This is a genomic window from Streptomyces sp. NPDC059895 (genome assembly GCF_042731035.1).
GTDB lineage: Bacteria > Actinomycetota > Actinomycetes > Streptomycetales > Streptomycetaceae > Streptomyces.
In genome coordinates, this window is the sequence record NZ_JBHWKO010000040.1 from 52,568 (window position 1) to 78,064 (window position 25,497).

General features: G+C 72.2%; 22 protein-coding genes. 9 read left to right on the forward strand and 13 right to left on the reverse strand.

The genetic code is table 11. The features are described 5' to 3' along the window. The first annotated feature begins 42 nt into the window (after nt 1–42). Nucleotides 43–1,470, forward strand: coding sequence for an ArnT family glycosyltransferase (locus tag ACFV9M_RS32565; RefSeq protein ID WP_385070432.1), 1,428 nt, complete (start codon nt 43–45; stop codon nt 1,468–1,470). Between the two features lie 130 nt (nt 1,471–1,600). Next, nucleotides 1,601–4,009 carry a galactose oxidase-like domain-containing protein gene (locus ACFV9M_RS32570; RefSeq protein WP_385070554.1) on the forward strand — a complete coding sequence of 803 codons (2,409 nt, stop codon included), beginning with the start codon at nt 1,601–1,603 and terminating at the stop codon, nt 4,007–4,009. Between the two features lie 6 nt (nt 4,010–4,015). Here the strand turns inward: ACFV9M_RS32570 and ACFV9M_RS32575 are convergent, their stop codons facing one another. The 4 genes from ACFV9M_RS32575 to ACFV9M_RS32590 form a co-directional block, all read right to left on the reverse strand. Beyond that, nucleotides 4,016–4,747 carry a Mut7-C RNAse domain-containing protein gene (locus ACFV9M_RS32575; RefSeq protein WP_385070429.1) on the reverse strand — a complete coding sequence of 244 codons (732 nt, stop codon included), beginning with the start codon at nt 4,745–4,747 and terminating at the stop codon, nt 4,016–4,018. Nucleotides 4,748–4,780: 33 nt separating this feature from the next. After that, complete coding sequence (locus ACFV9M_RS32580; RefSeq protein ID WP_385070427.1) at nt 4,781–5,413, reverse strand: TetR/AcrR family transcriptional regulator; 633 nt, start codon at nt 5,411–5,413, stop codon at nt 4,781–4,783. Nucleotides 5,414–5,417: 4 nt separating this feature from the next. Next, nucleotides 5,418–6,962, reverse strand: coding sequence for a DHA2 family efflux MFS transporter permease subunit (locus ACFV9M_RS32585; protein WP_385070422.1), 1,545 nt, complete (start codon nt 6,960–6,962; stop codon nt 5,418–5,420). A gap of 135 nt (nt 6,963–7,097) precedes the next feature. Further along, complete coding sequence (locus ACFV9M_RS32590) at nt 7,098–7,811, reverse strand: hemolysin III family protein (protein WP_385070420.1); 714 nt, start codon at nt 7,809–7,811, stop codon at nt 7,098–7,100. 336 nt (nt 7,812–8,147) lie between these two features. Here ACFV9M_RS32590 and ACFV9M_RS32595 point away from each other — a divergent pair, with 336 nt between their 5' ends. Further along, on the forward strand, nt 8,148–9,971 hold the full coding sequence (locus ACFV9M_RS32595; protein ID WP_385070417.1) for a phosphoenolpyruvate carboxykinase (GTP): 1,824 nt from the start codon (nt 8,148–8,150) through the stop codon (nt 9,969–9,971). A gap of 196 nt (nt 9,972–10,167) precedes the next feature. Here ACFV9M_RS32595 and ACFV9M_RS32600 read toward each other — a convergent pair whose 3' ends face one another. The 7 genes from ACFV9M_RS32600 to ACFV9M_RS32630 form a co-directional block, all read right to left on the reverse strand. Further along, nucleotides 10,168–10,770: a hypothetical protein gene (locus ACFV9M_RS32600; protein ID WP_385070415.1), complete on the reverse strand. Its 603-nt coding sequence runs from the start codon at nt 10,768–10,770 to the stop codon at nt 10,168–10,170. Beyond that, on the reverse strand, nt 10,757–12,289 hold the full coding sequence (locus ACFV9M_RS32605) for a substrate-binding domain-containing protein (RefSeq protein WP_385070413.1): 1,533 nt from the start codon (nt 12,287–12,289) through the stop codon (nt 10,757–10,759). Before ACFV9M_RS32605 ends, ACFV9M_RS32600 begins: the two co-directional genes overlap by 14 nt. Next, the gene (locus ACFV9M_RS32610; RefSeq protein ID WP_385070411.1) at nt 12,286–13,461 is read right to left on the reverse strand and encodes a toxic anion resistance protein; all 1,176 of its coding nucleotides are present in this window, start codon (nt 13,459–13,461) and stop codon (nt 12,286–12,288) included. The genes ACFV9M_RS32605 and ACFV9M_RS32610 overlap by 4 nt, the downstream gene beginning before the upstream one ends. A 13-nt stretch (nt 13,462–13,474) precedes the next feature. Further along, nucleotides 13,475–14,539, reverse strand: coding sequence for a hypothetical protein (locus tag ACFV9M_RS32615; protein ID WP_385070408.1), 1,065 nt, complete (start codon nt 14,537–14,539; stop codon nt 13,475–13,477). A 128-nt stretch (nt 14,540–14,667) separates the two neighbouring features. After that, nucleotides 14,668–15,252, reverse strand: a complete 585-nt coding sequence (locus ACFV9M_RS32620) for a Uma2 family endonuclease (protein ID WP_385070551.1) — start codon at nt 15,250–15,252, stop codon at nt 14,668–14,670. Nucleotides 15,253–15,380: 128 nt separating this feature from the next. Further along, entirely contained in the window at nt 15,381–15,803 is a 423-nt protein-coding gene (locus ACFV9M_RS32625) for a hypothetical protein (RefSeq protein WP_385070405.1), read from the reverse strand. A gap of 114 nt (nt 15,804–15,917) precedes the next feature. Next, nucleotides 15,918–17,129, reverse strand: a complete 1,212-nt coding sequence (locus ACFV9M_RS32630) for a pyridoxal phosphate-dependent aminotransferase (protein ID WP_385070402.1) — start codon at nt 17,127–17,129, stop codon at nt 15,918–15,920. A 158-nt stretch (nt 17,130–17,287) separates the two neighbouring features. Between ACFV9M_RS32630 and ACFV9M_RS32635 the strand changes: the two genes are divergently transcribed. Further along, complete coding sequence (locus ACFV9M_RS32635) at nt 17,288–17,986, forward strand: hypothetical protein (RefSeq protein WP_385070400.1); 699 nt, start codon at nt 17,288–17,290, stop codon at nt 17,984–17,986. A gap of 361 nt (nt 17,987–18,347) precedes the next feature. Then, nucleotides 18,348–19,268 (forward strand): serine protease, encoded by a 921-nt coding sequence (locus ACFV9M_RS32640; RefSeq protein WP_385070397.1) that lies wholly within the window; start codon nt 18,348–18,350, stop codon nt 19,266–19,268. Nucleotides 19,269–19,289: 21 nt separating this feature from the next. Here the strand turns inward: ACFV9M_RS32640 and ACFV9M_RS32645 are convergent, their stop codons facing one another. Then, nucleotides 19,290–20,915, reverse strand: a complete 1,626-nt coding sequence (locus ACFV9M_RS32645; protein WP_385070396.1) for an amidohydrolase family protein — start codon at nt 20,913–20,915, stop codon at nt 19,290–19,292. Between the two features lie 21 nt (nt 20,916–20,936). Beyond that, nucleotides 20,937–22,214: an amino acid deaminase gene (locus ACFV9M_RS32650; protein WP_385070393.1), complete on the reverse strand. Its 1,278-nt coding sequence runs from the start codon at nt 22,212–22,214 to the stop codon at nt 20,937–20,939. Nucleotides 22,215–22,355: 141 nt separating this feature from the next. Between ACFV9M_RS32650 and ACFV9M_RS32655 the strand changes: the two genes are divergently transcribed. The 4 genes from ACFV9M_RS32655 to ACFV9M_RS32670 all read left to right on the forward strand — a co-directional run bounded on the left by ACFV9M_RS32655 (nt 22,356) and on the right by ACFV9M_RS32670 (nt 25,388). Next, the gene (locus tag ACFV9M_RS32655; RefSeq protein ID WP_385070390.1) at nt 22,356–23,396 is read left to right on the forward strand and encodes a sugar kinase; all 1,041 of its coding nucleotides are present in this window, start codon (nt 22,356–22,358) and stop codon (nt 23,394–23,396) included. Then, nucleotides 23,393–24,154 (forward strand): IclR family transcriptional regulator, encoded by a 762-nt coding sequence (locus tag ACFV9M_RS32660; protein WP_385070388.1) that lies wholly within the window; start codon nt 23,393–23,395, stop codon nt 24,152–24,154. The genes ACFV9M_RS32655 and ACFV9M_RS32660 overlap by 4 nt, the downstream gene beginning before the upstream one ends. Next, nucleotides 24,151–24,558 carry a RidA family protein gene (locus ACFV9M_RS32665; RefSeq protein ID WP_385070386.1) on the forward strand — a complete coding sequence of 136 codons (408 nt, stop codon included), beginning with the start codon at nt 24,151–24,153 and terminating at the stop codon, nt 24,556–24,558. Before ACFV9M_RS32660 ends, ACFV9M_RS32665 begins: the two co-directional genes overlap by 4 nt. 107 nt (nt 24,559–24,665) lie before the next feature. Further along, on the forward strand, nt 24,666–25,388 hold the full coding sequence (locus tag ACFV9M_RS32670) for a hypothetical protein (RefSeq protein WP_385070383.1): 723 nt from the start codon (nt 24,666–24,668) through the stop codon (nt 25,386–25,388). The last annotated feature ends 109 nt before the right edge of the window (nt 25,389–25,497 follow it).

Consider the following 25,497-nt stretch of genomic DNA (forward strand, 5'->3'; position numbering starts at 1 on the left):
GATGTTTTCTGGGTTGCGCCCGTTTTCGTGGTCGGCCTCCTGGTGAGGGTCCTCGGAATCGGCAATTACCCATTCCCGAATGACGACGAGGGAACGTATCTCGCGCAGGCGTGGGCCGTTCAGCAAGGTGAACTCGCGCATTACACCTACTGGTACGACCACCCGCCGCTGGGCTGGATCCAGCTCGCCGGCGTCTCCTGGCTGCCGAACTGGCTCCTGCCCGACGTGCCCACCTTCGTACAGGGGCGGATCGCCATGCTGCCGGTGGCCGCGGCGGCGATGGTCCTGGTCTACGTGATCGGCCGGCGCCTCGGACTGGCCCGGCCCACGGCCGCCGCGGCCATGCTGCTGTACGCGCTGTCGCCGCTCGCCGTGGTCCTGCACCGGCAGATCTACCTGGACAACATCGCCGTCCTGTGGGTGCTGGTGTCCTTCGCCTTCGCCCTGTCCCCGCGCCGCCACCTGTGGCACCACGTCGCGGCCGGCACGGCGTTCGCGGTCGCGGTCCTGTCCAAGGAGACCATCGGGGTCCTGCTGCCCGTGCTGCTGGTCACCCTCTGGCAGGGCAGCCACCCCAGCACCCGCAAGTTCTCCTTCGCCGGCTTCGGCTCCGGGTTCGTCCTGACCGGCCTGTTCTACCCGCTGTACGCCCTGCTCAAGGGCGAGCTGTTCCCGGGCGCCGGACACGTGTCGCTGCTGGGCACGCTCAAGTTCCAGCTCGGCGGACGCGAGGGCAGCGGATCGGCCTTCGAGGACGGCACCGACGCCCACCAGCTGTTCACGGACTGGCTGGACCGGGACCCGTACCTGCTGATCGGCGGGGGCGTGGCGGCCCTGTGCGCGTTCGCCGTCCACCGGCTGCGGCCGGCCGCCCTCGCCGTCCTGGTGCTGGCACTCGTGGCACTGCGGCCCGGCGGATACCTGCCGCAGATGTACATCGTGCAGGTGCTGCCGTTCCTGGCGCTCACCCTGGCCGGGACCGCCCAGGCCGTGGTCGCCCGCCTGCCCGGGAAACCGCACCTGCGGCCCGTGGCCGCCGTCGCGGCCGTGGCCGCCGCCGCCCTGCTCGCCGGGCCGCACTGGTACGACCGCGACCGCGCCGCCACCCGGGCCGACGACAACGGCGTCTACCACGACGCCGCCCGCTGGCTGCGCGAGACACCCGTCGGCGACCGCTCCGAGGTCCGCGTCGTCACCGACGGCGTGCTCTGGCTCGACGCGGTCGACGCCGGCTACCGCCCGGGCACCGGTGTCATCTGGCACTACAAGCTCGACCAGGACCCGGCGGTCACCAGGACGCTGCCGCACGGCTGGCGGGACATCGACTACGTGGTGTCCACCCCGGCCCTGCGCGGTGAGCGCGAACACCTGCCCACCCTGCGCGCCCTGTTCGCGCACGGCACGCCCGTCGCCACCTTCGGCGAGGGCGGCGGCCGGATCGACATCCTCCGCATCGAGAACGACGCGTGACGCACCACCTGTGACACAGGGGCCCGTGAACAAGGGGGACACGATGTACGGAGCCCGAAGACCAGCACGTCAAGCAGGGCGGCGGCCGCTGCCGCCCGGGAGAACGACACGTCTGCTGCTGACCGCCCTCATGCTCTTCGCCGCCGCCCTCGGGCTCGGCCCGCTGGGCGCCCAACCCGCCACCGCCGCGACCAACCTGGTGAAGAACCCGGGCCTGGAGATCCTCGACGGGCCCTCGCGGTTCCCCCAGTGCTTCGAGAAGTCGGGCTGGGGGGACAACGACTTCACCTTCACCGTCACCGACGACGCCCACTCCGGCAGCCGCGCCGTCCGCGTCGAGCTGACCCGGCGCGCCGACGGCGACCGCAAGACGATGATGCTGGAGAACTCCTGCGCCCCGCAGGTCACTCCGGACCACCAGTACGACCTGTCCTTCTGGTACCGGTCGACGACGCCGGACGTCGCGTTCACCCTCTTCCGCCACGACACCGTCCAGGGCTGGGTCTACTGGACCGACCTCAAGACCCTGGAGCAGTCGGCCGGCTGGACCCGCACCGAGGTCCGCACCCCGGTGATCCCGCCGAACACCGATCAGATCACCTGGGGCGGCGCCCTCTACGGCGTCGGCACCCTCACCACCGACGACTACGCGATGACGGACGCCACCGTCCCCTCCGACCCCGACCCCTGCGCCACGGGCGGCACGGGACCGGAGTGCAAGGGCGAGTGGACCGTCCAGACCACCGAGATGCCGGTCCGGGCCATCCACTCGGTGCTGCTGCACACCGGGAAGGTGCTGCTGATCGCCGGCTCCGGCAACGACCTCGACATGTTCGCGGCCGGCACCTTCAAGACGTCCGTCTACGACCCGGTGGCCGGCACCTACACCGACATCCCGACGCCGGAGGACTTCTTCTGCGCCGGACACGTCCAGCTCCCCGACGGACGCGTGCTGGTCATGGGCGGCAACAAGGACTACGCCGAGCCCGACGGCAGCGTCGGCTACAAGGGCCTGCGCTCCAGCTACGTCTTCGACCCGGACCTGAACCAGTACATCAAGGTCAACGACATGCTGGCGGGCCACTGGTACCCGTCCGCGACCGCGATGGGCAACGGTGACGTCATCTCGCTGGGCGGCCTCGCCGAGGACTCCTCCGGCACGGTCGTCAACGAGCACTTCTCCTACGCCCAGAACAAGTGGCTGCCGCTCGGCGACGCCGAGCAGGCCTGGACGTTCTGGGGCCTGTACCCGTCGATGATCCTGCTCCAGGACGGCCGCCTCTTCTACACCGGCAGCCATGTCTTCGGCAACGGCCTGCCCGGCACCGGCGCCTCCGTCTACGACTACGACGCCGGCGCCATCGCCGACGTACCGGGCCTGCGCAAGAAGGACGAGCGGGACCAGTCGATGTCGGTGCTGCTGCCGCCCGCCCAGGACCAGAAGGTCATCACCATCGGCGGCGGCAACCACACCGTCGCGCCCGACGCGCACCGGCTCACCGACGTCATCGACATGAAGGCCGACTCGCCGCAGTACGTGCCCGGCCCCGACCTGCCGCAGGGCCACTACCAGGACGGCACCGCGCAGACCGGCGACCAGGGCAAGGTGTACGTGTCGGCCGTCATCCTCCCGGACGGCAAGGTCCTGGAGACCGGCGGCGCCCTGCACACCTACCGCGAGGACCCCGTCTTCGAGGCGTCGATGTACGACCCGGCGACCAACGAGTTCCAGCCGGGCCTGGCCACCGACCCCGTCCCGCGGACCTACCACTCCTCGTCCCTGCTGCTGCCCGACGGCCGTGTCCTGAGCGTCGGCGACAACCCGGGCGACGGCTCCTTCGACCAGCGGGTGTCGATCTACAAGCCGCCGTACCTGTTCAAGGGCGACCGGCCGCAGATCACCTCGGTGGCCGGCACCGAGTGGGCGTACGGCACCTCGCAGCGCATCACGGTCGACAAGCCGGTGGTGAAGGCGTCCCTGATCCGCCCGGCCGCGATCACCCACTCCTCCGACCCCAACCAGCGCTACGTGGACCTGCCGATGACGGTCGAGGGGAACACCATCGACCTCAGCCTGACCAGCAACCCCGACCTGGCGCCGCCCGGCTGGTACATGCTGTCGGTGGTGGACGCGAACGGCGTCCCCTCGGTGTCGAAGTGGGTGCGCGTCGGCGCCGACGGCCAGGTCGCCGCGGCCCGGGTGCAGGACTTCGCGGAGGACCTGACCGAGGTCCCCGCCAGCGAGAGGACCACGGTGAGCCCGGAGAGCACCGCCAAGAGCGACGTCCAGCACCACCAGGGCCACGAGGGCCACGAGATGCCCGCCGGGTACGACGGCTGCGACCACTCCTACGGCACCGTCAGCCAGTGCGTGCCGTGGACCTTCCCGAAGAAGGTGAACCAGATCGCCGAACGCTGCGACTGGCTCGAGAAGAAGGGCTACGGCACCGGCCTCGCCGTCGCCGGCCGCGACCGCCACGGCCTGGACCGCGACAAGGACGGCATCGCCTGCGGGAAGGGTGATGTGAAGAAGAAGTAGACCGGGTCAGCGCTCGCCCGCGAACTCCTGAAGGGCGCGCTCCACGATGGCCTCCAGCTGTTCGTGGTGCGCGCCCTTCCAGTACGCCCGCCCGCACTCCCGGCACTGCGCGAACACGTCGTACGACCGCTGCGTGCCGTGCTCCAACTGGTCGGCGACCTCGTCCTTGGTGGCCTCGCGCAGCAGCCCGTTGCAGGCGGTGCACCGCGTCCAGGGCCGCAGCGCGGGCGCGAACCGGTCCAGGACGTCACGGAGCTGGTCGTCGGGGCGGGTGCTGTAGACGAACGCCCCGGCCCACAGCTCGCGGCGGCGCAGCAGACCCCGGTCGCGGCTGAGCATGACCCGCCGCTCGGCCGCCGACCGGGCTGCGAGCGCCGGGTCGCCGATGTCCGTCGACTCGTACGCCGTGTCCACGCCGAGCAGCCGCAGCCGGCGGGCGAGGGTGCCGAGATGGACGTCCAGGAGGAACCGCAGGGGAGCGCCCGGCACCCGCTGGGGGCGCTGGACCGGACGGACGGTCACCGACTCGCCGTGCGCCGGGACGTGCGAGACCGGCACCTCGCGCCCGTCTACGACCAGCGCGCCGACCTCGGTCAGCGGCACGCCGACGGACTCCACGACATGCCCCAGGGTGGAGACCCCGTCGACGGCCAGGGCGTGGGCGCCGCCGCGCCGGGCGTGCGGGACGAACAGGGCCAGCTCGGGGGCGACGTCCAGGTGGATCTCGGGTCTGCTCACCCGGTCAGGATGGCACGGGGGAGCGGCGGGACCTCAGGGGTTTTCCCGGGGCAGGCCCTGCTGGAGGACCAGCAGGGTGCGGTCGACGAGGGCGGTGAAGTCGTCCTGGTGGCCCTTCTCCGCCCAGTACAGGGAGGTCTCCATCAGACCGCCGATCAGGGCCATCGCGTAGACCCGGACCTCCAGGCTGTCGGGGTCGCGGCCGGTGCGCTCGCCGATGGCGGTGCAGAGCATGCGGCCGGTGACCGACATGCTCTCCATCATCCGGGACCGCACGGCCGGGACCTCGACCATCAGCCGGGTCCGCAGCCGCGCCACCTCCAGGTCCGCGTCCACGCCCGTGCGGACGGCCTCGCGCAGCACGGTCCGGATCGTGTCCGGCCACGGCTCGTCGGCGGGCCGGGACCGCACCTCCTCCAGCAGGACCGGGTCGTACTCGTCCGTGAGGACGATGTCCTCCTTGGTCGGGAAGTAGCGGAAGACGGTCGACGGCGACACCTCGGCCCGGTCGGCGATCTGCTCGATCGTCGTGGCGTCGTACCCCTGCTCCTCGACCAGCGCGTAGGTCGCGGCGCGGATCGCCTCCCGCGTCTTGATCTTCTTGCGCTCACGCAGCCCGGGCTGCGGTCGGTCGGCGGAGGTGAGGGGGGAACGTGCGGCCGTCATGGCGTCATTGTCGGGCATCCGCCGTCGGCGCGACCAGGTCAGGGGCGTCGCTCCCGGTGCGGGGTGACGCGCCCGGCAGGAGCGCCGCCGCCAGCAGCGCCGAGACCAGGGCGGCGACCGCGCACACGACCAGCACCACGGCCATGCCGTGCACGTACGCGCTGTTCGCGGAGGCGGCGAGCGGTGCCGAGCCCACCCGCTCGGCGATCATCCGCGCGGCGACCACGGAGTCCCCGGCGGTGTCGGCGGCCCCGGACGGCAGACCGGTGACGTCCAGGCGGTCGCGGAAGGCGGCGTTCAGCAGGCTGCCCAGGGCGGCGATGCCGATGGCGGCGCCGACCTGGCGCAGGGTCATCAGCAGCCCGGATCCGCTGCCCGCGCGGTCGGCCGGCAGGGTGCCGAGGGCGCCGGACATCGCCGGCACGATCGAGAAGCCGAATCCCACGCCGGCGACGGTCAGCCACAGCGCGGTGAAGCCGTAGCCGGAGTCCACCGTCGTACGGCTGCCCAGGAGGGCCGCGAAGGCCAGCACCGCCAGGCCCGCGCTCACCACGGCCCGCGCCCCGAACCGGTCGACGACCGGCTGCGCGGCCCGCGCGGCGACCGTCAGACCGCCCATCAGCGGCAGCAGCCGCACCCCGGTGCCCAGGGCGTCGTGTCCGAGGACGGCCTGGAGGTACGGGGGCAGGACGAACATCAGGCCGGACAGGACGAACATCACCAGCGTCGCGGCGAGCGCGTTGAACAGGAAGCCGCGGTGGGCGAGCAGCGTCATGTCGAGCATGGGCCGCCGCATCCGCCGCTCGCGCAGCACCAGGGCGGCGATCAGGACGGCGGCCGTGCCGGACAGCGCGAGGACCAGCGGGTCGTCCCAGCCCCGGGTGGGCGCCTCGATGATCGCGTAGATGAGCGCGCCGAGCCCGGTCGCGGTGAGCGCGGTGGAGACGGTGTCGACCCGCGGGGAGGCCGGGTCGCGGGTCTCCGGCAGCAGCAGGACGCAGGCGGCGATGCCCAGCGCGGCCATCGGGACGTTGATCAGGAAGACCGAGCCCCACCAGAAGTGGTTGAGCAGCCAGCCGCCGATGATCGGGCCGAGCGGCAGGCCGAGCGTCGAGCCGGCGGAGACGATGCCGACGGCCTTGGTGCGCTCGTCGGGCGCGAACAGCGACGGCAGGACGGAGAGGGCGAGCGGGGTGACCAGGGCGGCTCCGACGCCCATCACGGCCCGTGCGACGACGACCGCGCTCACGTCGTCGGCCAGCGCGCCGGCCAGCGAACCGGCGAGGAAGATCCCGAGCCCGGTGATCAGCATCCGCCGCCGTCCGAACCGGTCGCCCAGCAGGCCGGCCGGGAGCATCAACGCCGCGAAGACGACGACGTACGCGTCCGCCATCCCCTGCTGCTCACCGGTATCGGCGCCGAGTTCACCGGCCATCGTCGGGAGCGCGACGTTGAGGATCGTCATGTCGAAGCCGAGCGTCAGCATGCTCGCGACCAGGGCACCGAGGGCCCACCATCGGCGGGGGTCGGGTAAAGTGACAGTAACCATGAAATGAAAGTAACTGTCAAAATGGGGAGACTGTCAAGGAGCCACGAAAAATGGAGTCACGAAAAAGGGGCCACGGCTCGAAGCCGTGGCCCGGGAACGGGGATGGGATGGGATGGGGGGTGGGGAGGGGGGGAGCTACGCGTGCTGGTACGCCACCAGCGAGATGCCCACGTAGTGCGCGATGAACGCGGCCAGCGTGAAGGAGTGGAACACCTCGTGGAAGCCGAACCACCGAGGTGACGGGTTCGGGCGCTTGATGCCGTAGATCACGCCGCCCGCGCTGTAGAGGAGGCCGCCGACGATCACCAGGACCAGGACCGCGATCCCGCCCGCGCGCATGAAGTCGGGCAGGAAGAAGACGGCCGCCCAGCCCATCGCGATGTAGCAGGGCGTGTAGAGCCAGCGCGGGGCGCCGACCCAGAAGACGCGGAAGACGATCCCCGCCGCCGCGGCGGCCCAGATGCCCCACAGCAGCCACTGCCCCTTGCTGCCCGGCAGGAGCAGCATCGTCAGCGGCGTGTAGGTGCCCGCGATGATCAGGAAGATGTTCGCGTGGTCGAGGCGGCGCAGGATGCCGTCCATGCGCGGGGACCAGTCGCCCCGGTGGTACAGCGCGCTGACGCCGAACAGCAGGCATGCGGTGAGGGCGTAGACGCCGCAGGCGATGCGGCCTCTCGGGGAGTCGGCGAGGGCGGTGAGCACGAGGCCCGCGATGAGGGCGGCCGGGAACATGCCGAGGTGCAGCCAACCGCGGAGCTTGGGCTTGACCGGATGCGGCAGGGAGAGCGCGACGGGACCGTGGCCGGCGGCCTGCGTGTCCCTGGGCGCGTCGGGGGCGGACGCAGTCATGCGCCGCATCGTACCTACGGAACCGTAAGTTACGGGTCAACGGGGCGAGATGAGCGGCCGACGGTGGCCATCATCTCACGCCCCCGGGGGAGTCGGCGGTGCGGGCGGGTGACGTGCGACGACGGCGGCGGATGCATGGGCCGGCGCTCCCGGGGGTACGCGTGGCAAGGCTCACTCTGCTCATCTGTGACGCCCTCTGGACAGATGCGCTGAGGCGTCGGATGATCATATGAGTGCGGTCGACACCGGATGAGCGCTCAGCAGCTCGCTGCGAAGCATCCGGGTCGCGGCCCCCACGGGGCAGACAAGGACAAAATCCCTCACCTAGGAGCAATCGTGGCGCGCGACATCGCGGCTCCCCCCGTCGTCCCCACCCAGCACCAGGAACTGATCTCGTGGGTGAACGAGATCGCCGAACTGACCCAGCCGGACAACGTGGTCTGGTGTGACGGATCCGAGGCCGAGTACCAGCGGCTCTGCGACGAACTGGTCGAGAAGGGCACCTTCCGCGAACTCGACCCGGTCAAGCGCCCGCACTCCTACCACGCGGCCTCCGACCCGACCGACGTCGCCCGCGTCGAGGACCGCACCTTCATCTGCTCCGAGAAGGAGGAGGACGCCGGCCCGACCAACCACTGGAAGGCCCCCGACGAGATGCGGGAGATCTTCCAGGGCGAGAAGGGCCTGTTCCGCGGCTCGATGCGCGGCCGGACGATGTACGTCGTGCCCTTCTGCATGGGCCCGCTCGGCTCCCCGCTCTCCGCGCTCGGCGTCGAGATCACCGACTCGGCGTACGTGGCCGTCTCCATGCGCACCATGACCCGCATGGGCCGTCCGGTCCTCGACGAACTCGGCTCCGAGGGCTTCTTCGTGAAGGCCGTGCACACCCTCGGCGCCCCCCTGGAGCCGGGCGAGCAGGACGTCCCCTGGCCCTGCAACCGGACCAAGTACATCTCCCACTTCCCGGAGACCCGCGAGATCTGGTCCTACGGCTCCGGCTACGGCGGCAACGCCCTGCTCGGCAAGAAGTGCTACGCCCTGCGCATCGCCTCCGTCATGGCCCGCGACGAGGGCTGGCTCGCCGAGCACATGCTCATCCTCAAGCTGACCCCGCCGCAGGGCGAGTCCAAGTACGTCGCCGCGGCCTTCCCGAGCGCCTGCGGCAAGACGAACCTCGCCATGCTGGAGCCGACGCTCTCCGGCTGGACCGTCGAGACGATCGGCGACGACATCGCCTGGATGCGCTTCGGCGAGGACGGCCGGCTGTACGCCATCAACCCCGAGGCCGGTTTCTTCGGCGTCGCGCCCGGCACCGGTGAGCACACCAACGCCAACGCGATGAAGACGCTGTGGGGCAACTCGGTCTTCACCAACGTGGCGCTCACCGACGACGGCGACGTCTGGTGGGAGGGCATGACGGAGGAGACCCCGGCCCACCTGACGGACTGGAAGGGCAACGACTGGACGCCGGAGTCCGGCACCCCGGCCGCCCACCCCAACGCCCGCTTCACCGTGCCCGCCGCCCAGTGCCCGATCATCGCGCCCGAGTGGGAGGACCCCAAGGGCGTGCCGATCTCGGCGATCCTCTTCGGCGGCCGGCGCGCCACCGCCGTACCGCTGGTCACCGAGTCCTTCGACTGGAACCACGGCGTCTTCCTCGGCGCCAACGTGGCCTCCGAGAAGACCGCCGCCGCCGAGGGCAAGGTCGGCGAGCTGCGCCGCGACCCGTTCGCCATGCTGCCGTTCTGCGGCTACAACATGGGCGACTACATGGGCCACTGGATCGACGTCGCCCAGGGCAAGGACCCGGCGAAGCTCCCGAAGATCTACTACGTCAACTGGTTCCGCAAGAACGACGAGGGCGCGTTCGTCTGGCCCGGCTTCGGCGAGAACGGCCGCGTCCTGAAGTGGATCGTGGAGCGGCTGGAGGGCAGGGCGGAGGGCGTCGAGACGCCGATCGGCGTGCTGCCCACCAAGGACGCCCTCGACACCGACGGCCTCGACCTCGCCGACTCCGACCTGGACTTCCTGCTCACCGTCGACAAGGACGTGTGGCGCGAGGAGGCCGCCCTCGTCCCGGAGCACCTGAACACCTTCGGCGACCACACGCCCGAGGCGCTGTGGGACGAGTACCGCGCCCTGGTGCGGCGCCTGGGCTGAGCGAGCCCACCCAAGACGCCGCGGCCGGCTCCGATCGTGCCCTGACCAGCAGTATCGTCACGGCCGGCCGCGGTGAGCACCACAGACCGGCGAGGCTTCGCACAACGGCGTGCGAGGCCCTGGGCCTGTCGTCGTCCCTCCCGTCCGCCCCGACGGGAGGGACGGCGGCAGGCCTTCGCCCGTCCCGCCCACCCCCTCACTGCGACCGGTCCTCCAGGTACCGGGTGTGCGACTCCTGCCGCCGCGCCTCCGTCTCGCGCAGGCCCGCGGCCAGCCGTTCCGCCTCCTCCCGCAGCAGCGCCAGCTGCTTCTCCAGGTGCCGTTCGGGAGGCTCCTGGCCGGGGGCGAGCCGGGTCCACCACCGGGTCCGGACGAACGTGTCGACGGCCTCCGGGACGTCCTGCCGCACGGCCCGGGACAGGGCGTGCACGGCCTCCGGGTCCTGGGCGAGCAGCTCGGTGACCCAGCCGGGGTCCAGCAGCGCGGCCAGCAGCTCGGTCAGCTCGGTGAGCCGGCCCGCGGCGGCCGGCGGCAGGTCGACGTCCGCCAGATAGGCCCGGAGCCGGCCGAAGTCGGCGCGCACCTCGTCGAGCTGGGCGGACGGGTCGGGGAAGTCCGGCACCGGCGGGCGCTCCGGCGGGGCGATCAGCGCGCCCGCGCCGTACAGCCCGGCGACCACGACCGGCCAGTACGGGCCCGCCACCCCCGCGAAGGTGAGGGCCAGGCCGGCCAGTCCGCACAGGCTGCCCGTGATGTTCTTGCGGGACTCCAGGTACCCGGTGACCCTACTGGTAGCCACGGATCTCCTCGAAGGCACCGTCCAGCGAGCCCGCCTGGGCGTCGAAGAGGCGGCCGCCGGTCAGCTCGGCGATGTGCTCCAGCTCGGAGCGGTCGGAGTCGCCGAAGAGGATGGGGAAGACGGGGATGTCCTGCCGCGCGCCGCTCAGCCTCCGGTAGAAGTCGTCGAAGTCCCCGGCGTCCGCCCCGGCGGTGTTCTCGCCGTCGGTCATCAGCACGATCGAGGTGAACGTGTCCCGGCCGGTGCCCAGGTGGTCGTACGCCTTCTGGAGCGAGGTGTAGATCGCGGTGTCGCCGTCCGCCTCCAGCCCTTCGGTGTCCTCGCGGATCGCGGCGAGCCCGGTCTCCGGATCGGAGGGGCTGACGACGTGCGTGCGGACGCTCTTCACGTCCGAGCCGAACGGCATCAGGGTGACCTCCTCGCGGTCGCGGAAGTCGCCGGTGAGACCGGTGAGCGCGTCCTTGAGCCCCTGGAGCCGGTCGCCCTCCATGGAGCCGGAGGTGTCGAGGACGTACACCGTCCGGGAGGGCCGGCGCAGTTCGTTCTCGTACGCGTCGAGCAGGCCGTCGGCCACCGAACGGCTGCCCGGGAAGGGCAGTTCGCGCCGCCGGGTGGTGTCCAGTCCGGACGCGGGCGGTACGGAGGCGACGACCGGGCGGCGGTGGGTCCGTGTGGTGATCAGCTTCTGGACGCCGGGGGTGCGCAGCGCGTCTGCGACCTTCTTGACGTCCTCGCGGGTCGCCGCGTCGGTCGCGGCCAGGGAGGACAGCGGGTAGTCGGCGGTGACCACGCCGTCCTTGGGCCGGATCACGGTCAGGCCGGGGATGCCCTTGAGCACCGACTCGTAGTTGAGCAGCGCGTCGACGTCACCGCGCCGCCGGTAGGCGCTCGCCAGCCAGCCCGACGAACCCGACGTCAGCTGCTGCCCCGTGAAGAACTCCTTCAGCCGCGGGGTCGCCTTCGCCACGTCCGCGTCGGTGAGCGCGGACTGGGCGCCGGAGAGCGCCGAGGCGACCGAGACGAGGGTGGCGAAGCCGGAGTGGGAGCGGGCCGGGTCGGTCATGCCGTAGGTCAGCCCGCCGTCCTGGACGGCCTGTTCGATCTGCGCCCAGGTGACGTTCTCCGGCGTCCAGCCCAGCGAGTTCAGCGTCTCCGTCTTCACGCCGAGCGCGACCGGGCTGGACATCACCGGCGTCTCGGACACGACCTTCTTCGCGACCTCCGGCCGCAGCCGCAGGTAGTCGTTGGAGGACAGCCACACGGCGTCGTAGCGGGCGTCGGCGCTCTTCTCCGCCAGCAGGTTCACCGCGTCCAGGGTGCCCATGTAGGTGGGCCGGATCGTCACGCCGGTGTCCTCGCGGACCTGCTCCCACACCGGCTCCATGTCGGCGAGCTCGCTGGAGGCGAGGACCCGCAGGGTGCCGGGCGCGGGGGCGGCGGGGTCGTCCTCGCGCTCCTGGCCGGTGCAGGCGGTCAGCAGCAGGGCGAGCGCGGTCAGGGCGAGCAGGGGCCGTCTCATCCGAGGCCCCCGTCCAGCGCGCCCCGCGACCGGCTGCGCTCCAGGTAGGTGCTCGCGCCCTGGAGTTCCGCGGTCAGGCTCTCCACGGTCGCCGCCATCGCCTCGGTCGCCTGCACCTTGTAGCTGTCGATGGCGTCGAGGGTGCGGTAGATCTGCTGGAAGGCCGCGCGCAGGGTCTCGGCGCCCACGGCCGGGTCGGCGGCGATCCGCTGGATCTCCCCGCTCTGCGTGGCCAGCATCTCGGCGTTGCCCCGGATGAGGTCCTCGGTCGTCCCGCGCAGCGCGTTGACCTGCTCGATGACCTTCTTCTGGTGGTCCAGGGCGGAGGCCAGCATCACGGAGATCCGCAGCGCGGAGACGGTCGTGGTGGCCGCCCGGTCGACGCCCTTGATCAGCTCGTCGTTGTTGCGGCGTACGACGTCCATGGCGAGGTAGCCCTGCGCGCACACCGCGAGCTGGGTGAGCAGGTCCTGGTGCTTCTGCCGGACGGGGAAGAGGACGTCGGCGCGCAGTCCGTCGGCGCGCTCGGGGTCGGTGCCCGCGACGCCGGTGATGTGCCGCTCGACGGCCGTGTCCAGGGCGTCGGTGAGGACGACGTACTCCTGGAGCTTGCCCATGGTCTCCCACAGGCGGACCCGCTCGGTCTGCAACGCGGCGTTGTCGCGGCGCAGTTCGTCCTGTCCGCCGCGCAGCGATCCCACGATCTTGTTCAACGTGCCCTGCGCGGAGGCGTACTTGGCGACGTGGTCGCGCAGCCTGTTGCCGCCGGGCAGCCTGGACAGGAACCTGCGTCCCTTGTTCGCGGACAGGTCGCGCGGGTCCAGGTCCTCCACCACCCGCCGCAGTTCGACGAGCGAGCCCGCGACCTGCGACTGGGCGTCACCGCCCTTGTCGGGCAGGCTGCGGACGGTCCGCTCCAGCATGCGGTTGGACTGCGCCGCGGCCGTGCGCATCTCGCCGGCGCCGAGCGCGGTGATCTCGCCGACCTTGCCGGCGAACTCGGGCGAGCGGGCGTCGAGGACGGCCAGTGACTCGACGTACGCGGCGGCCTTGGCTGCCATGTCGGTGCGCACCCCGTCGTCCACCGGGACGAGTCCGCCGGCCTTCTCGCGCGGCACGGCGGCCACCGGCTCGGGCGGGGTGAGGGTGAAGGTGTCGTCGGTCGTGCTCATGATGGTGTCCCCCTTATCCGCGCGCCCGTCGCGCCAGCTCGTGCAGCACCTTCGAGGTGGGCACGGGCGCCTGGCGGACGCCGGTCAGTCGCTGCTTGAGGTAGGTGCCGGCCGAGGCGAACCCGGCGGTGTCGCCCTGCGGGCGGAATCCGTGCCGGACCTCCAGTTCGCGCAGCAGCGGGTCCGTGGCGAGGAGTTCGGCCACGGCCTTGCCGTTCTCGGTGAGCGGTACGGCGGTGTGGTCGCTGTTGACCGTGGTGTCCGGGTAGAGGACGACCAGGTCGTCGGGCTGCTGTCCGTCCGCGAGGAGGGAGGCGACCTGCGACTCGTAGACGAGGACGAGCGGGTTGCCGGCGCCGCTGACGAAGTCCCGGAAGGCCGCGTCCGTGCTGGACTGCTGGGCGCCCTGCACGCTGACCAGCTTGTGCAGCAGCGGCCCGGTCCTGTCGATCTCGGCGTCGCTCGCGACGACCTTGCCGCCGCCCGCGACGTAGGAGGCGGCGGCGAGGTAGAGGGCACCGGAGTTGGAGGTCTCCGGGTCGGTGCTGGACAGGTACAGCGTGCCCGTCAGCTCACCGTACTTCTCGGCCCCCTTGAGCTGCTGCCAGGTGCGGTCGGCGCGGGCCGCGTCGAGGTAGGCGGCCATCTCGAACGTGCCGCGGTGCTCGGCGTCCAGGGTGGCGAGGCCGTTGCCGGCGAGCACCTCGGCGGCGTTCTGGTGCGCCACGACGACGAGCGGCGAGTAGAAGGGGCGGGGGAGGGTCCCCGTCACCCGGTACTTGGCCGCCAGCTCGACGGCCGGTGCCTGACTGGACGGGAAGGCGAGGTCGTACCCCTCGAGGTCCAGCCCTTCCATGGCCCAGGACCCGGAGGTCTCGGCCTGCACGGTCCAGCCCTTGGCGGCGAGGGCCTTCACCACGTCCGGATCCGCGAAGAACTCCGCCTTCTCCGACCCGATGACCATGCGCACGGTCTTCGTTGCCGTGCCTGTCGCCTCGTTGTTCCGGCCTGCGACGACGGCGGCCACCACGCCACCGATCAGCAGCACCGCGAGGACTATTCCTGCGATACGTCTCACGCGGGGAGCGTGCTCGCGGAACGGGTCGTTCCCGGGTGGGGCGGATGAACGGGGGGTGAAGGGGGCGACCCGGAACGCAACGGGAACCGGCCGTTCCCGTTGCAGGTCGTCCGGTGCCCGGGCCCGCGTCAGTCCATGCTGTTGCCGGCCTCGCCGTAGCGGCGGAAGTCGGAGGTGTCCACCGTCCAGGCACCGAAGGGCACTTTGTCCCCGTAGATGTACGGGTCCTTGCGGGTGTAGCGGCCCCGGCAGGGCTCGGAGTGCACCTCGACTGTGCCGGTGCGCGGGTCGACGATCAGGTAGTGGGGGATGCCCATGGCGGGGTAGTCGGCGAGCTTCTCGACGTAGTCGTTGTTCGGGTTGGACGGTGAGATGATCTCGACGACCGCGAGCACCTGCGTGGCGTCGACGGCGAGGCCCTCCTCGTCGAGGACGTCCTCGGGGATGACGACGGCGTCGGGGAGGCGCATGCGGCCGAGTCCGGCGTGCTCGATCTCGGGGCCGTTCGCACAAACGTATCCGGGGTGAGTGCCGGCAAGCTGTGCGTCCAACTGCTTGCAGATGCGGCGGATGGTGCCCTCATGACGCTTCGACGGGCACATCATGGCCAGTATCGGACCGGCCGGGCCGATCTCGACGCTCCAGGCCCCTTCGAGCCGCTCGGCGTAGGTCCCGAGCTCTTCGGCGATCGCGCGCATCTTCGCGTAGTCCATGCCCATGGCTTTAGCGTACGCAGGGCGTGGCGCCCGGTCCGCGCGTCGCTGCGGGTGCACGCGGACCGGGGCCGTTCGCGGGGACCCCGGGGAGGGCCGGACCCGGGTGGGGGCCGGCCCGGGAGGGGTCAGCCGGCGGGGGTCAGTTCCCCGCCGGACAGCGCGGCGGAGTGCGCGTCCATGCGCTCCGCCACGAGGATCGCCACCGCGGTGTCGGCTCGCGACGCCGCGACGACCAGGGCGCGCCCGGCGAGCATGTGCGCCCGCTCGTGCAGTGCCGTGAGGGGTGCCTCACGGTCGCCGGATGTCACCGCGCGGACCGGCGTCCGCCCTCCCCGCAACCGGGCCACCTGCTGCGCGAGCCGTTCGGCCGCGGTGTCCAGGTCGGTGGACGGTGCCTGCGCGCGCAGCTCGTCGGTGACGGCGAGCAGCGCGGCGAGATGGCCCGCGAGCTGGATGTCCAGCTCCTCCTCGCGGGACCGATGGGGGAAGTCGGAGGTGGTGCCGGCCATCGTGCTGTGGACCGACTTGGTGCGGATCGGCTCGTACATGAGGATGGCCTCCCGTGCTCTGACAGGAAACCATCCTAGCTTAGATTTCGTCTAAAGTTGAGCTGATCGCAAAACCGGACTTATATGATCATGGCGGCGGCAGTGGGGGCGGGGTCAGGGCTGGCCGTAGCCGTCCAGGAAGCGCGCGATCCGGCCGACCGCGTCCCGCAGGTCCGTGACCGTCGGCAGGGTCACCACCCGGAAGTGGTCCGGCTCGGGCCAGTTGAAGCCGGTGCCCTGGACGACCATGATCTTCTCCCGGCGCAGCAGGTCCAGGACCATCCGCCGGTCGTCCTTGATCTTGAACACCGTGGGGTCCAGCCGCGGGAAGAGGTACAGCGCCCCCTTCGGCTTGACGCAGCTCACCCCCGGGATCTGGGTCAGCAGCTCGTACGCCACGTCGCGCTGCTCGCGCAGCCGCCCGCCCGGCAGTACCAGGTCGTTGATGGTCTGGCGGCCGCTGAGCGCGGCCACGACGCCGTGCTGACCCGGCATGTTCGCGCACAGCCGCATGTTCGCCAGGATCGTCAGACCCTCGATGTAGGAGTCGGCGTGGGCGCGCGGGCCCGAGACCGACACCCAGCCGACGCGGTAGCCGGCCACCCGGTACGCCTTCGACATGCCGTTGAAGGTGAGGGTCAGCAGGTCCGGGGCGACCGAGGCGGTCGGGGTGTGCGTGGCGCCGTCGTACAGGATCTTGTCGTAGATCTCGTCCGAGCAGACGAGCAGGTTGTGCCGGCGGGCGATGTCGGTCAGGCCCCGCACCATCGCCTCGTCGTACACCGCGCCCGTCGGGTTGTTCGGGTTGATGATGACGATCGCCTTGGTGCGGTCGGTGACCTTCCGCTCGACGTCGGCGAGGTCCGGCATCCAGTCCGCCTGCTCGTCGCAGCGGTAGTGGACGGCCGTGCCGCCGGAGAGGGAGACCGCCGCCGTCCACAGCGGGTAGTCGGGCGCCGGTACGAGGACCTCGTCCCCGTCGTCCAGCAGGCCCTGCATCGCCATCACGATCAGCTCGGAGACGCCGTTGCCGATGAAGACGTGCTCGACGTCCGTCTCGATGCCCAGGGTCTGGTTGTGCATGACGACCGCGCGGCGCGCGGCCAGCAGGCCCTTGGCGTCTCCGTAGCCGTGCGCGGAGGAGACGTTGCGGAGGATGTCCTCCAGGATCTCCGGTGGGCAGTCGAAGCCGAACGCGGCCGGGTTCCCGGTGTTCAGCTTCAGGATGCGGTGCCCTGCCGCTTCCAGGCGCATCGCCTCCTCGAGAACCGGGCCCCGGATCTCGTAGCAGACATTGGCGAGCTTCGTGGACTGGATCACCTGCATGTCTGGGAGCTTACGGCTCGGTAACGCTCACCGGGGGGTGTTTTCCGCCACGTGAGACGTCTTGTTTGGGTGGGTATCACCCTCTGCTGTCCCTTGCGCCCCACGGGTACCTACAATCCACGGTCATGTTCAGGCCAGGTGAAAGTGAGGTGTCCCCGGTGCGTCCGAACGTGTACCTCCCGGACGCGGCGGACGCGCCGGCGTACGAGCAGTACCGGGATCCGGCCGCCGCGCACGGCTGGGAGAGCGCCTACGACGAGACGGCCGAGCTGCCGCACGTGGGTCCCGCCGACGCCGGGGCCGACGCCGGTGCCGACGCCGGGGCGGGTAACGGCACCGGGGCCGGGGGCGGGGGTGGCCGTGCGGCCCGGCGGCGCGCGGCGGCGCGCGGGGCGGGGCCGGGGCGGTCGTGGCGGGTGGTGGCCGCCCTGGGGGCGGCGGGAGCCGTCTCGGTGGCCGCGCTGATCGCGGGGGTGGGATTCTCCGGGGCCCCGGAGGGCGACGCGCGCGATGGGCAGGGGAGTACGCGCTCGGCGCCCGAGGAGTCGGCCGTCCCCGCGGAGTCGGTGTCCCCGTCGGCGTCCGCCTCCGCGGGCGGGGCCGGGACTCCCGGCACGTCCTCCGGCTCCGCGGGCGCGACCGGGACTGCCGGCACGTCCTCCGGCTCGCGGGGCACGGCGTCGCCGGGGGCCGCGGAGACCACGGCGGGGGAGGTGTCCGGGGCGACCGCCGGGGCCGGCACACCGACGGGCGCCGCCTCGGCGGACGGGGCGGCCGTCTCCGGCTCCCCTGTGGCCAAGGGCAACAGGAGGGGGCGCGGGGCGGGCGGATCCGGCGGATTCAAGGGGAATCGGTAAGGCCCGGTGGTCCCGGGGTGCTCGCGGGCCCGGTGCCGCGCCCGGCTTCGCTTTCCCGGCTTCGCTTTCCTGGCTTCGCTTTCCTGGCTTCGCTTTCCTGGCTTCGCTTTCCTGGCTTCGCTTTCCTGGCTTCGCTTTCCTGGCTTCGCTTTCCCGGCTTCGCTTTCCTGGCTTCGCTTTCCCGGCCTCGCTTTCCCGGCCTCGCTCTCCTGGCCTCGCTCTCCCCGCCGCGGCCTCCGCCGTGCCCGGCGGCCGAAAAGCACTGCTTGTTCTCCCCTCCTGACGCACTGATGATGCACATGACAAGTCAGCGGGCGGCCGGAAGACCTCCGGTCGCCTCGTCGTCAGAGGGGACCCCCACATGCCCAAGCCTCTCGTCGCCGCGCTCTTCGCCCTGGCCATCGCCGGGGCCGGCGCGGCGCCCGCGGTCGCGACACCCGGGACCGGCACGGCGCCGGCCGCCACCGCGATCACCGGCGCCACCGCGCCCACGACCGCCGCGGTGACCGCCGCCGCGCCGACCGCGGCTCCCGCGTCGCCCGCCCTCCAGGCCGTCACCCTGGCCGGGACCGTCGCGCTGAGCAACTGTTCCGGCTCCGTCGTGCGCTTCCCGGACTCCCTCGACACCGACCCGGCGCTGGTGCTCACCAACGGCCACTGTCTGGAGACCGGGTTCCCGGAGCCCGGCGAGGTGATCGTCGGTCAGGCCTCCAGCCGCACCTTCGGGCTGCTGAACTCCGCCGGCACCCGTGTGGCCACCCTGCGCGCCTCCAAGATCGCGTACGCGACGATGACCGACACGGACGCCACGGTCTACCAGCTCACCACCACCTACGCGGCCATCCGCGGCTCCTACGGCATCAGCGCGCTCACCGTCCAGGACACGCACCCCACCGCCGGCACCGCGATCACCGTCGCCTCCGGCTACTGGAAGCGGCTCTACAGCTGCGCCGTCGACGGGTTCGTGTACCGGATACGGGAGGGCGACTGGACCTGGAAGGACTCGGTCCGCTACACCTCGGCCTGCCAGACCATCGGCGGCACCTCCGGCTCGCCGGTCGTCGACCAGGCCACCGGCGCGGTCGTCGCCGTCAACAACACCGGCAACGAGGACGGCGGGACCTGCACGGTGAACAACCCGTGCGAGGTCGACGAGAACGGCACCGTCACCGTCCGCCAGGGCATTAACTACGCCCAGCAGACCTACCAGCTCCCGGCGTGCTTCACCACCCGCAACCAGCTGGACCTGAGCGCCGCAGACTGCACCCTGCCCAAGCCGTAGGCGGCGCGGAGGGGCGGTCCGTCACCCGGGACGGCGGCGGACCGCCCGCCCGGCCAGGACGTCCGTCCGCCGCCCGTCCTCGATCACGAAGCGGCCGTCGACCAGGACGTGCGGGATGCCGGCGGGCAGCGCGCGCGGGGTGTCGTAGGTGGACCCGGCCGCGACCGTCTCCGGGTCGAACAGCACCAGGTCCGCCCGGTACCCCTCCCGGACCAGGCCCCGGTCCGGCAGACGCAGCCGGGCCGCCGGGCGTCCCGTGAGGTGGGCGACGCACTCCTCCAGCGACAGCACGCCGAGCTCCCGCACGTACCGGCCCAGGTAGTGCGGGAACGTGCCGTACGCCCGCGGATGCGGCTTGTCGCCCTGGAGGATGCCGTCCGAACCGCCGGTGTGGACCCGGTGGCGCATGATCGCGCGGACGTTCTCCTCGTGGCCGACGTGCTGGAGGACCGTCGGGGCCAGGCGGTCCTCCAGGAGCAGGCGGCGGGCCGTCGTCCAGGGGGTTTCGCCGCGCAGCCGGGCCGACCGCTGGACCGTCCGGCCGACGTGGTCCGCCAGACGGGGGTCCCGCACGCCGGAGATCTCGACGGTGTCCCAGTCGACCGGCACGCCGTGGCAGCCGTCGGCGCCGGTCACCTCCAGGTCGTGGCGGACGCGTTCGGCCGTGGCGTCGTCGGCGAGGCGGCGCAGGACCGCCTCGGGGCCGCCCTCGCCCGCCCAGCTCGGCAGCAGGGAGACGAGCGTGGTGCAGCCGGGCGTGTAGGGGTAGGTGTCGAGGGTGATGTCGGCGCCCGCGGCCAGCGCGTCGTCCAGCAGGGCCAGCAGCTCCGGGGCCCGGCCCTCGTTCACGCCGAAGTTCATGGTGGCGTGCGCGAGGTGGAGGGGGCAGCCCGCCTTCCGGGCCAGCTCCACCATCTCGGCGTACGCCTCCAGGGCGCCCGCGCCGTACGAGCGGTGGTGGGGGCAGTAGTAGCCGCCGTGGCGCGCCACCACCTCGCACAGCGCGGTGAGTTCGGCGTCCTCGGCGTACATGCCGGGCGTGTAGGTCAGACCGGACGACAGGCCGACCGCGCCCTGCTCCAGGCCCTCCGCGACCAGCCGCCGCATCCGGTCCAGCTCGGCGGGGCGGGCCGGCCGGTCCTCCCAGCCGACGGCGAGGGCCCGGACCGTGCCCTGCGGGACCAGGTAGGCCGCGTTGACCGCGATGCCCCGCCCGTCGACCCCGCGGTCCAGCCGGTCCAGGTACTCGCCCACCGACCGCCAGTCGAAGTCGATGTCGTCGCCGTACCCGTTCCAGCCGGCGATCGCCCGGCGCACCTCCTCCAGCGTGCGGTCGTCGACCGGCGCGTACGACAACCCGTCCTGGCCCAGGACCTCCAGCGTCACGCCCTGCGCGGCCTTCGCGCTGTGGTCGGGGTCGCGCAGCAGGGCGAGGTCGCTGTGGGCGTGCATGTCGATGAAGCCGGGGGAGAGGACGAGGCCTTCGGCGTCCAGCTCCCTCGTCGCCCCGGGGCGCTGGCAGCCTGCCGCCGCGGCCTCCCGCACGATCGAGACGATCCGGCCGTCGTCGACGACCACATCGGCGCGGTACGACGGTCCGCCGGTGCCGTCGACGACGTCCGCGTCCCGGATGACGAGGTCTTCCATGCCCGGCCGCCTTTCCGGCTCCTAGAAGAACGTGCGGATGTAGTCGACGACCGTGCCGTCCGCCTCGGCCAGCGGGATCAGCTGCCACTTGTCGAAGGACGTGCACGGGTGGGACAGGCCCAGGCCCACCCAGTCGCCGACCTCCAGGTCCGCCTCGCCGGTCGTGCGCAGCCAGGCGTGCTGGTCGGACAGGGCGGTGACCGAGATGCCGGTGGCGGGGCGTTCGGTGCCGTCCCGGCGGACCACCTGGGCGACGGGCAGGTCGAGGTCGTACGCCGCGTCGCGCTTGCCCGCGTTGACGAAGGCCTGCTCGGGGGAGGGGCGGGAGACCACCTGCGTCCACAGCCGGAACGCGGGCTCCAGGGCGCCCTCCTCGGGGACCCGGTTGAACGGCGTCAGCTTGCGGTAGTGGCCGTCGTCGTGCGAGACGTACGCGCCCGAGCGCAGCAGCTTCAGCACCGGCCGGGAGAGGCCGGGCAGCTCGGCGAGGACGTCGGCGACCACGTCGAACCAGGCGCTGCCGCCCGCGCTGACGACGATCTCCTCCACGTCCGCGAACCGCCCCGCCGCGTCGAGGTCCACGGCGAGCGCGACCAGCCGCCGGAGCCAGGCGCGCACCCGCTCGGCGGTGGCCTGCGGGACGTCGCCCTCGTACCCGGCGACCCCGACCAGCCGCAGGCCCGGGGCGGCCGCCACCGCCTCCGCCACCGCGGCGCACTCCGCCTCCGTGCGCACGCCGGTACGCGCGCCCTCACCGGCGGCCAGTTCGACGACCACGTCCAGCGGGCGGGACGTGCCGCGCAGCGCCGCCTCCATCAGCTCGACCCCGCGCACGGAGTCCACGTAGCAGACGACACGGAAGTCCGGGTCGGCGAGCTGCCGGTCGTCGATCCAGCGCAGGGACGCCGCGTCCACCAGCTCGTTCGCGAGGAAGACCCGCCGCACGCCGTACGCCCGGGCCACCCGGACCTGGTGCGGCACCGCGACGGTGATGCCCCAGGCGCCGTGCTCGATCTGGCGCCGGAAGAGCTGCGGGGCCATGGACGTCTTGCCGTGCGGCGCGAAGGCGAGGCCGTGGCGGGCCGCGTACGTCTCCATGAGCCGCAGGTTGTGCTCCAGACGCTCGGCGGACAGGGCCAGGACGGGGGTCGCGAAGCCGTCGGTGAAGAGGTTGCGGCGCTGCGCGGCCAGCTCGCCGACCGTGAGCCCGTCCGCGTCCGGCGGGAGGCCCTTGAAACGGTGGTCGACGCGTTCCTCGGCGAGTCGGGCGAGCGCTTCGGTACCGGTGTCGAGGGCCATGCTTCTCTCCTCAGTTGCGTTGCAGGCAATGCAACGCTCGTTGCGTATGTCGCTCACGGCTGTCTAACATCTCGGCCGAGGCGGGGTCAACGGAACGGCCGCCCCCTCGCCGCCCCCTCACACGGACCGGGAGCCACCATCGTGCCCACCAGCGGACCGTGCGACGCCCCCGACGTCGTGGAGGTCGTCGCGCTCGGCGAGTCCATGGTCACCTTCCTGCCGTCCCGGCCGGGGCGCCTCGCCGACGTGCCCTCCTTCCACCGGGCCGTCGGCGGCGCCGAGTCCAACGTCGTCTGCGCGCTGGCCGCGGCCGGACACGCGGTGCGCTGGGTGAGCCGCGTGGGAGCCGACGGGTTCGGTGATCACCTGGTCGGGACGATCGGCGGGTACGGGGTCGACGTCTCGGCCGTCCGGCGGGATCCGGCACGGCCCACCGGCGTCTACTTCCGCACCGCCGCCGACCGGTCCACCGACGCGCACGAGGTCGCCTACTACCGCGCCGGATCCGCGGCCTCCGCCATGGCGGCCGGCACCGTGGACCTGGCGGCCGTGCGCGCCGGACGCGTCCTGCACCTGACCGGGATCACCGCCGCCCTCTCCGCGGACTGCCTCGGACTGCTCCGCGAGCTGACCGCCCCGCGCCCCGGCCGGCCGCTCGTCTCCTTCGACGTCAACCACCGGCCCGGCCTGTGGCGGGACGGCACCGGCCCGGCCGTGCTGCGGGACCTCGCCCGCGGCGCCGACCTGGTGTTCGTCGGGGACGACGAGGCACGGGAGCTCTGGGACCTGACGGACCCCGGCGCCGTCCGGGCCGCCCTCCCCGAGCCCGCGGTGGTCGTCGTCAAGCAGGGCGTACACGGCGCCACCGTCCTCGACGGCCGGGACGCCACCTTCGTGCCCGCCCCGCACGTCGACGTCGTCGCCGCCGTCGGTGCCGGCGACGCCTTCGCCGCCGGGTTCCTCTCCGCCACCCTGCGCGGACTGCCCGCCCGCGACCGGCTGCGCCACGGTCACCTCATGGCCGCCGCCGCCCTCACCGCCCCCGGCGACCTCGCCGCGCCCCCTTCCCGCCACCACGCCGACCGCCTCGCCGCCCTCGACGACACCGCGTGGGGGAGACTGCGACTCGGCCCCGGCTGGACGCGAGCCGAAGAGGCCCTCGAGGAGGTACGCACCCCATGAGCCAGACCGTCGACCGCGCCCTGAGCATCCTTCCGCTGCTCGCCGAGGGCCCCGCCGACCTCGGACAGGTCGCCGACCGCCTCGGCGTCCACAAGTCCACCGCCCTGCGCCTGCTGCGCACCCTCCACGAGCACGGGCTGGTCTACCGCCAGTCCGACCAGCGCTACCGCCTCGGCGCCCGCCTCTTCGCCCTCGCCCAGGAGGCGATGGAGAACCTCGACGTCCGCGAGATCGCCCACCCCCACCTGGCGCGGCTGAACGAGCGGTGCGGTCACACCGTCCACCTCGCCGTGTACGAGGAGGGCGAGGTGCTCTACATCGACAAGGTAGACAGCCGCTACCCGGTCCGCATGTACTCGCGGATCGGCAGGCCCGTCGCCCTCACCGTCGCCGCCGTCGCCAAGCTGCTCCTCGCCGACCTGCCCGAGCCCGAGCGGCGCGCGGTCGCCGAGAAGCTCGACTATCCCCTGTACACGGCCCGTTCCACCCCCGACGCCCCCGCGTTCCTGCGGGAGTTGGAGAAGGTGCGCGAACAGGGCTGGGCCACCGACCTCGGCGGCCACGAGGAGTCGATCAACTGCGTCGCCGCGCCGATCCGCGGCGCCGACGGCCGGGTGGTCGCCGCGATGTCGGTGTCCGCGCCGAACGTCGTCGTCACCGCCGACGAACTCCTCACCCTCCTCCCGCAGGTGCGCCGCACGGCCGACGACATCAGCGGCGAGTACTCCGGCCGGACCCCAGTGAAGGACACCGTATGACCGACAAGACCGCGCTCACGCCGAAGACCCACACCACCCCTCCGGCGAGGTTCTCGCACGGGGTGCGGAAGGGGAACATCCTCCAGGTCGCCGGGCAGGTCGGCTTCCTGCCCGCCGAGGAGGGCAAGCCGCCCACGCCCGCCGGCCCCACCCTGCGCGAACAGACCCTCCAGACCCTCGCCAACGTCAAGGCGGTCCTGGAGGAGGGCGGCGCGAGCTGGGACGACGCGATGATGATCCGCGTCTACCTCACCGACGTGGACCACTTCGCCGAGATGAACGACCTCTACAACGCCTACTTCGAGGAGCAGGGACTGACCCAGCCCCCCGCCGCCCGCACGACGGTCTACGTCGGCCTGCCCGCCGGGCTGCTCATCGAGATCGACGCGCTCGCCGTCCTCTGAGTGCGTTCGTGCGGTCCGTCGCGCGCCCGGGGCCCCATGTAGGGGTCTCATAACGAAGTCGGGGGCTGACTGTGTACGGCACAGGATCGTCGACCATACTGCCCGCTGTGGAGCAGCGCATAGGTTCGAGCAGCCAGCCCCTGGAGGGCGCCGGATTCGACCCGGCATTCATCCCCGGGCTCACCTCGCCCGTGACCGCGGAGCCGAAGGGCGGGAAGCCGGGGGGCGTCGCCCCGGAGAACGCCGTTCCGGAGGACGCCGCGCCCGAGGACACCGTGCGGGAGGACGCCGGGGCGGCCGTCGCGGAGGACACCGCCGCCGCGGCCGAACCGGCCGCCGACACGGAGGAGTCGCAGGACGAGACCCCCGACGGTCCCGTCTTCGAGGCCGCCGACCGCCGGGCCCGGATCGTCGCCGACGCCAAGGGCGTCCGTCTCCGTCTGGACGCGGAGGAGTGCGAGTTCCGCTGGGACGAGATCGGCGCGGTCGAGACGGAGACCCCGCGCTTCGGCAAGCGGTACACCGTCACGGTGCACACCCCCGACCGCCGTTGGTACCCGATCGAGATCGAGGCGACGGCCAGGGGGCGCTTCAAGGAGTGGGACGAGCAACTGGACGCGGTCCTGGACGCCTACTTCGACGATGGCGTCGAGGACGCCGAAGACACTGTCGACACCGTGGACGCCGATGACGTCACGGAAGCCGACGACGCCGAGGACGCCGAGGACACCGGGGGCTCCGAGGGTCCCGAGGACGTCAAGGGCTCCGAGGGCTCCGAGGAAGTGAAGGACACCAAGGGCGCCAAGGACACCAAGGGCGACGCCGGCTAGGTCTCCGAGCCCGGCCTAGTACTGCAACCGCATCTGGAGGGTGTGGCCTCGGCGTTTGTAGTGGGATCGGCGGGCTCGGGCCTGGCTGCGCCGTCGGTAGCGTGACCAG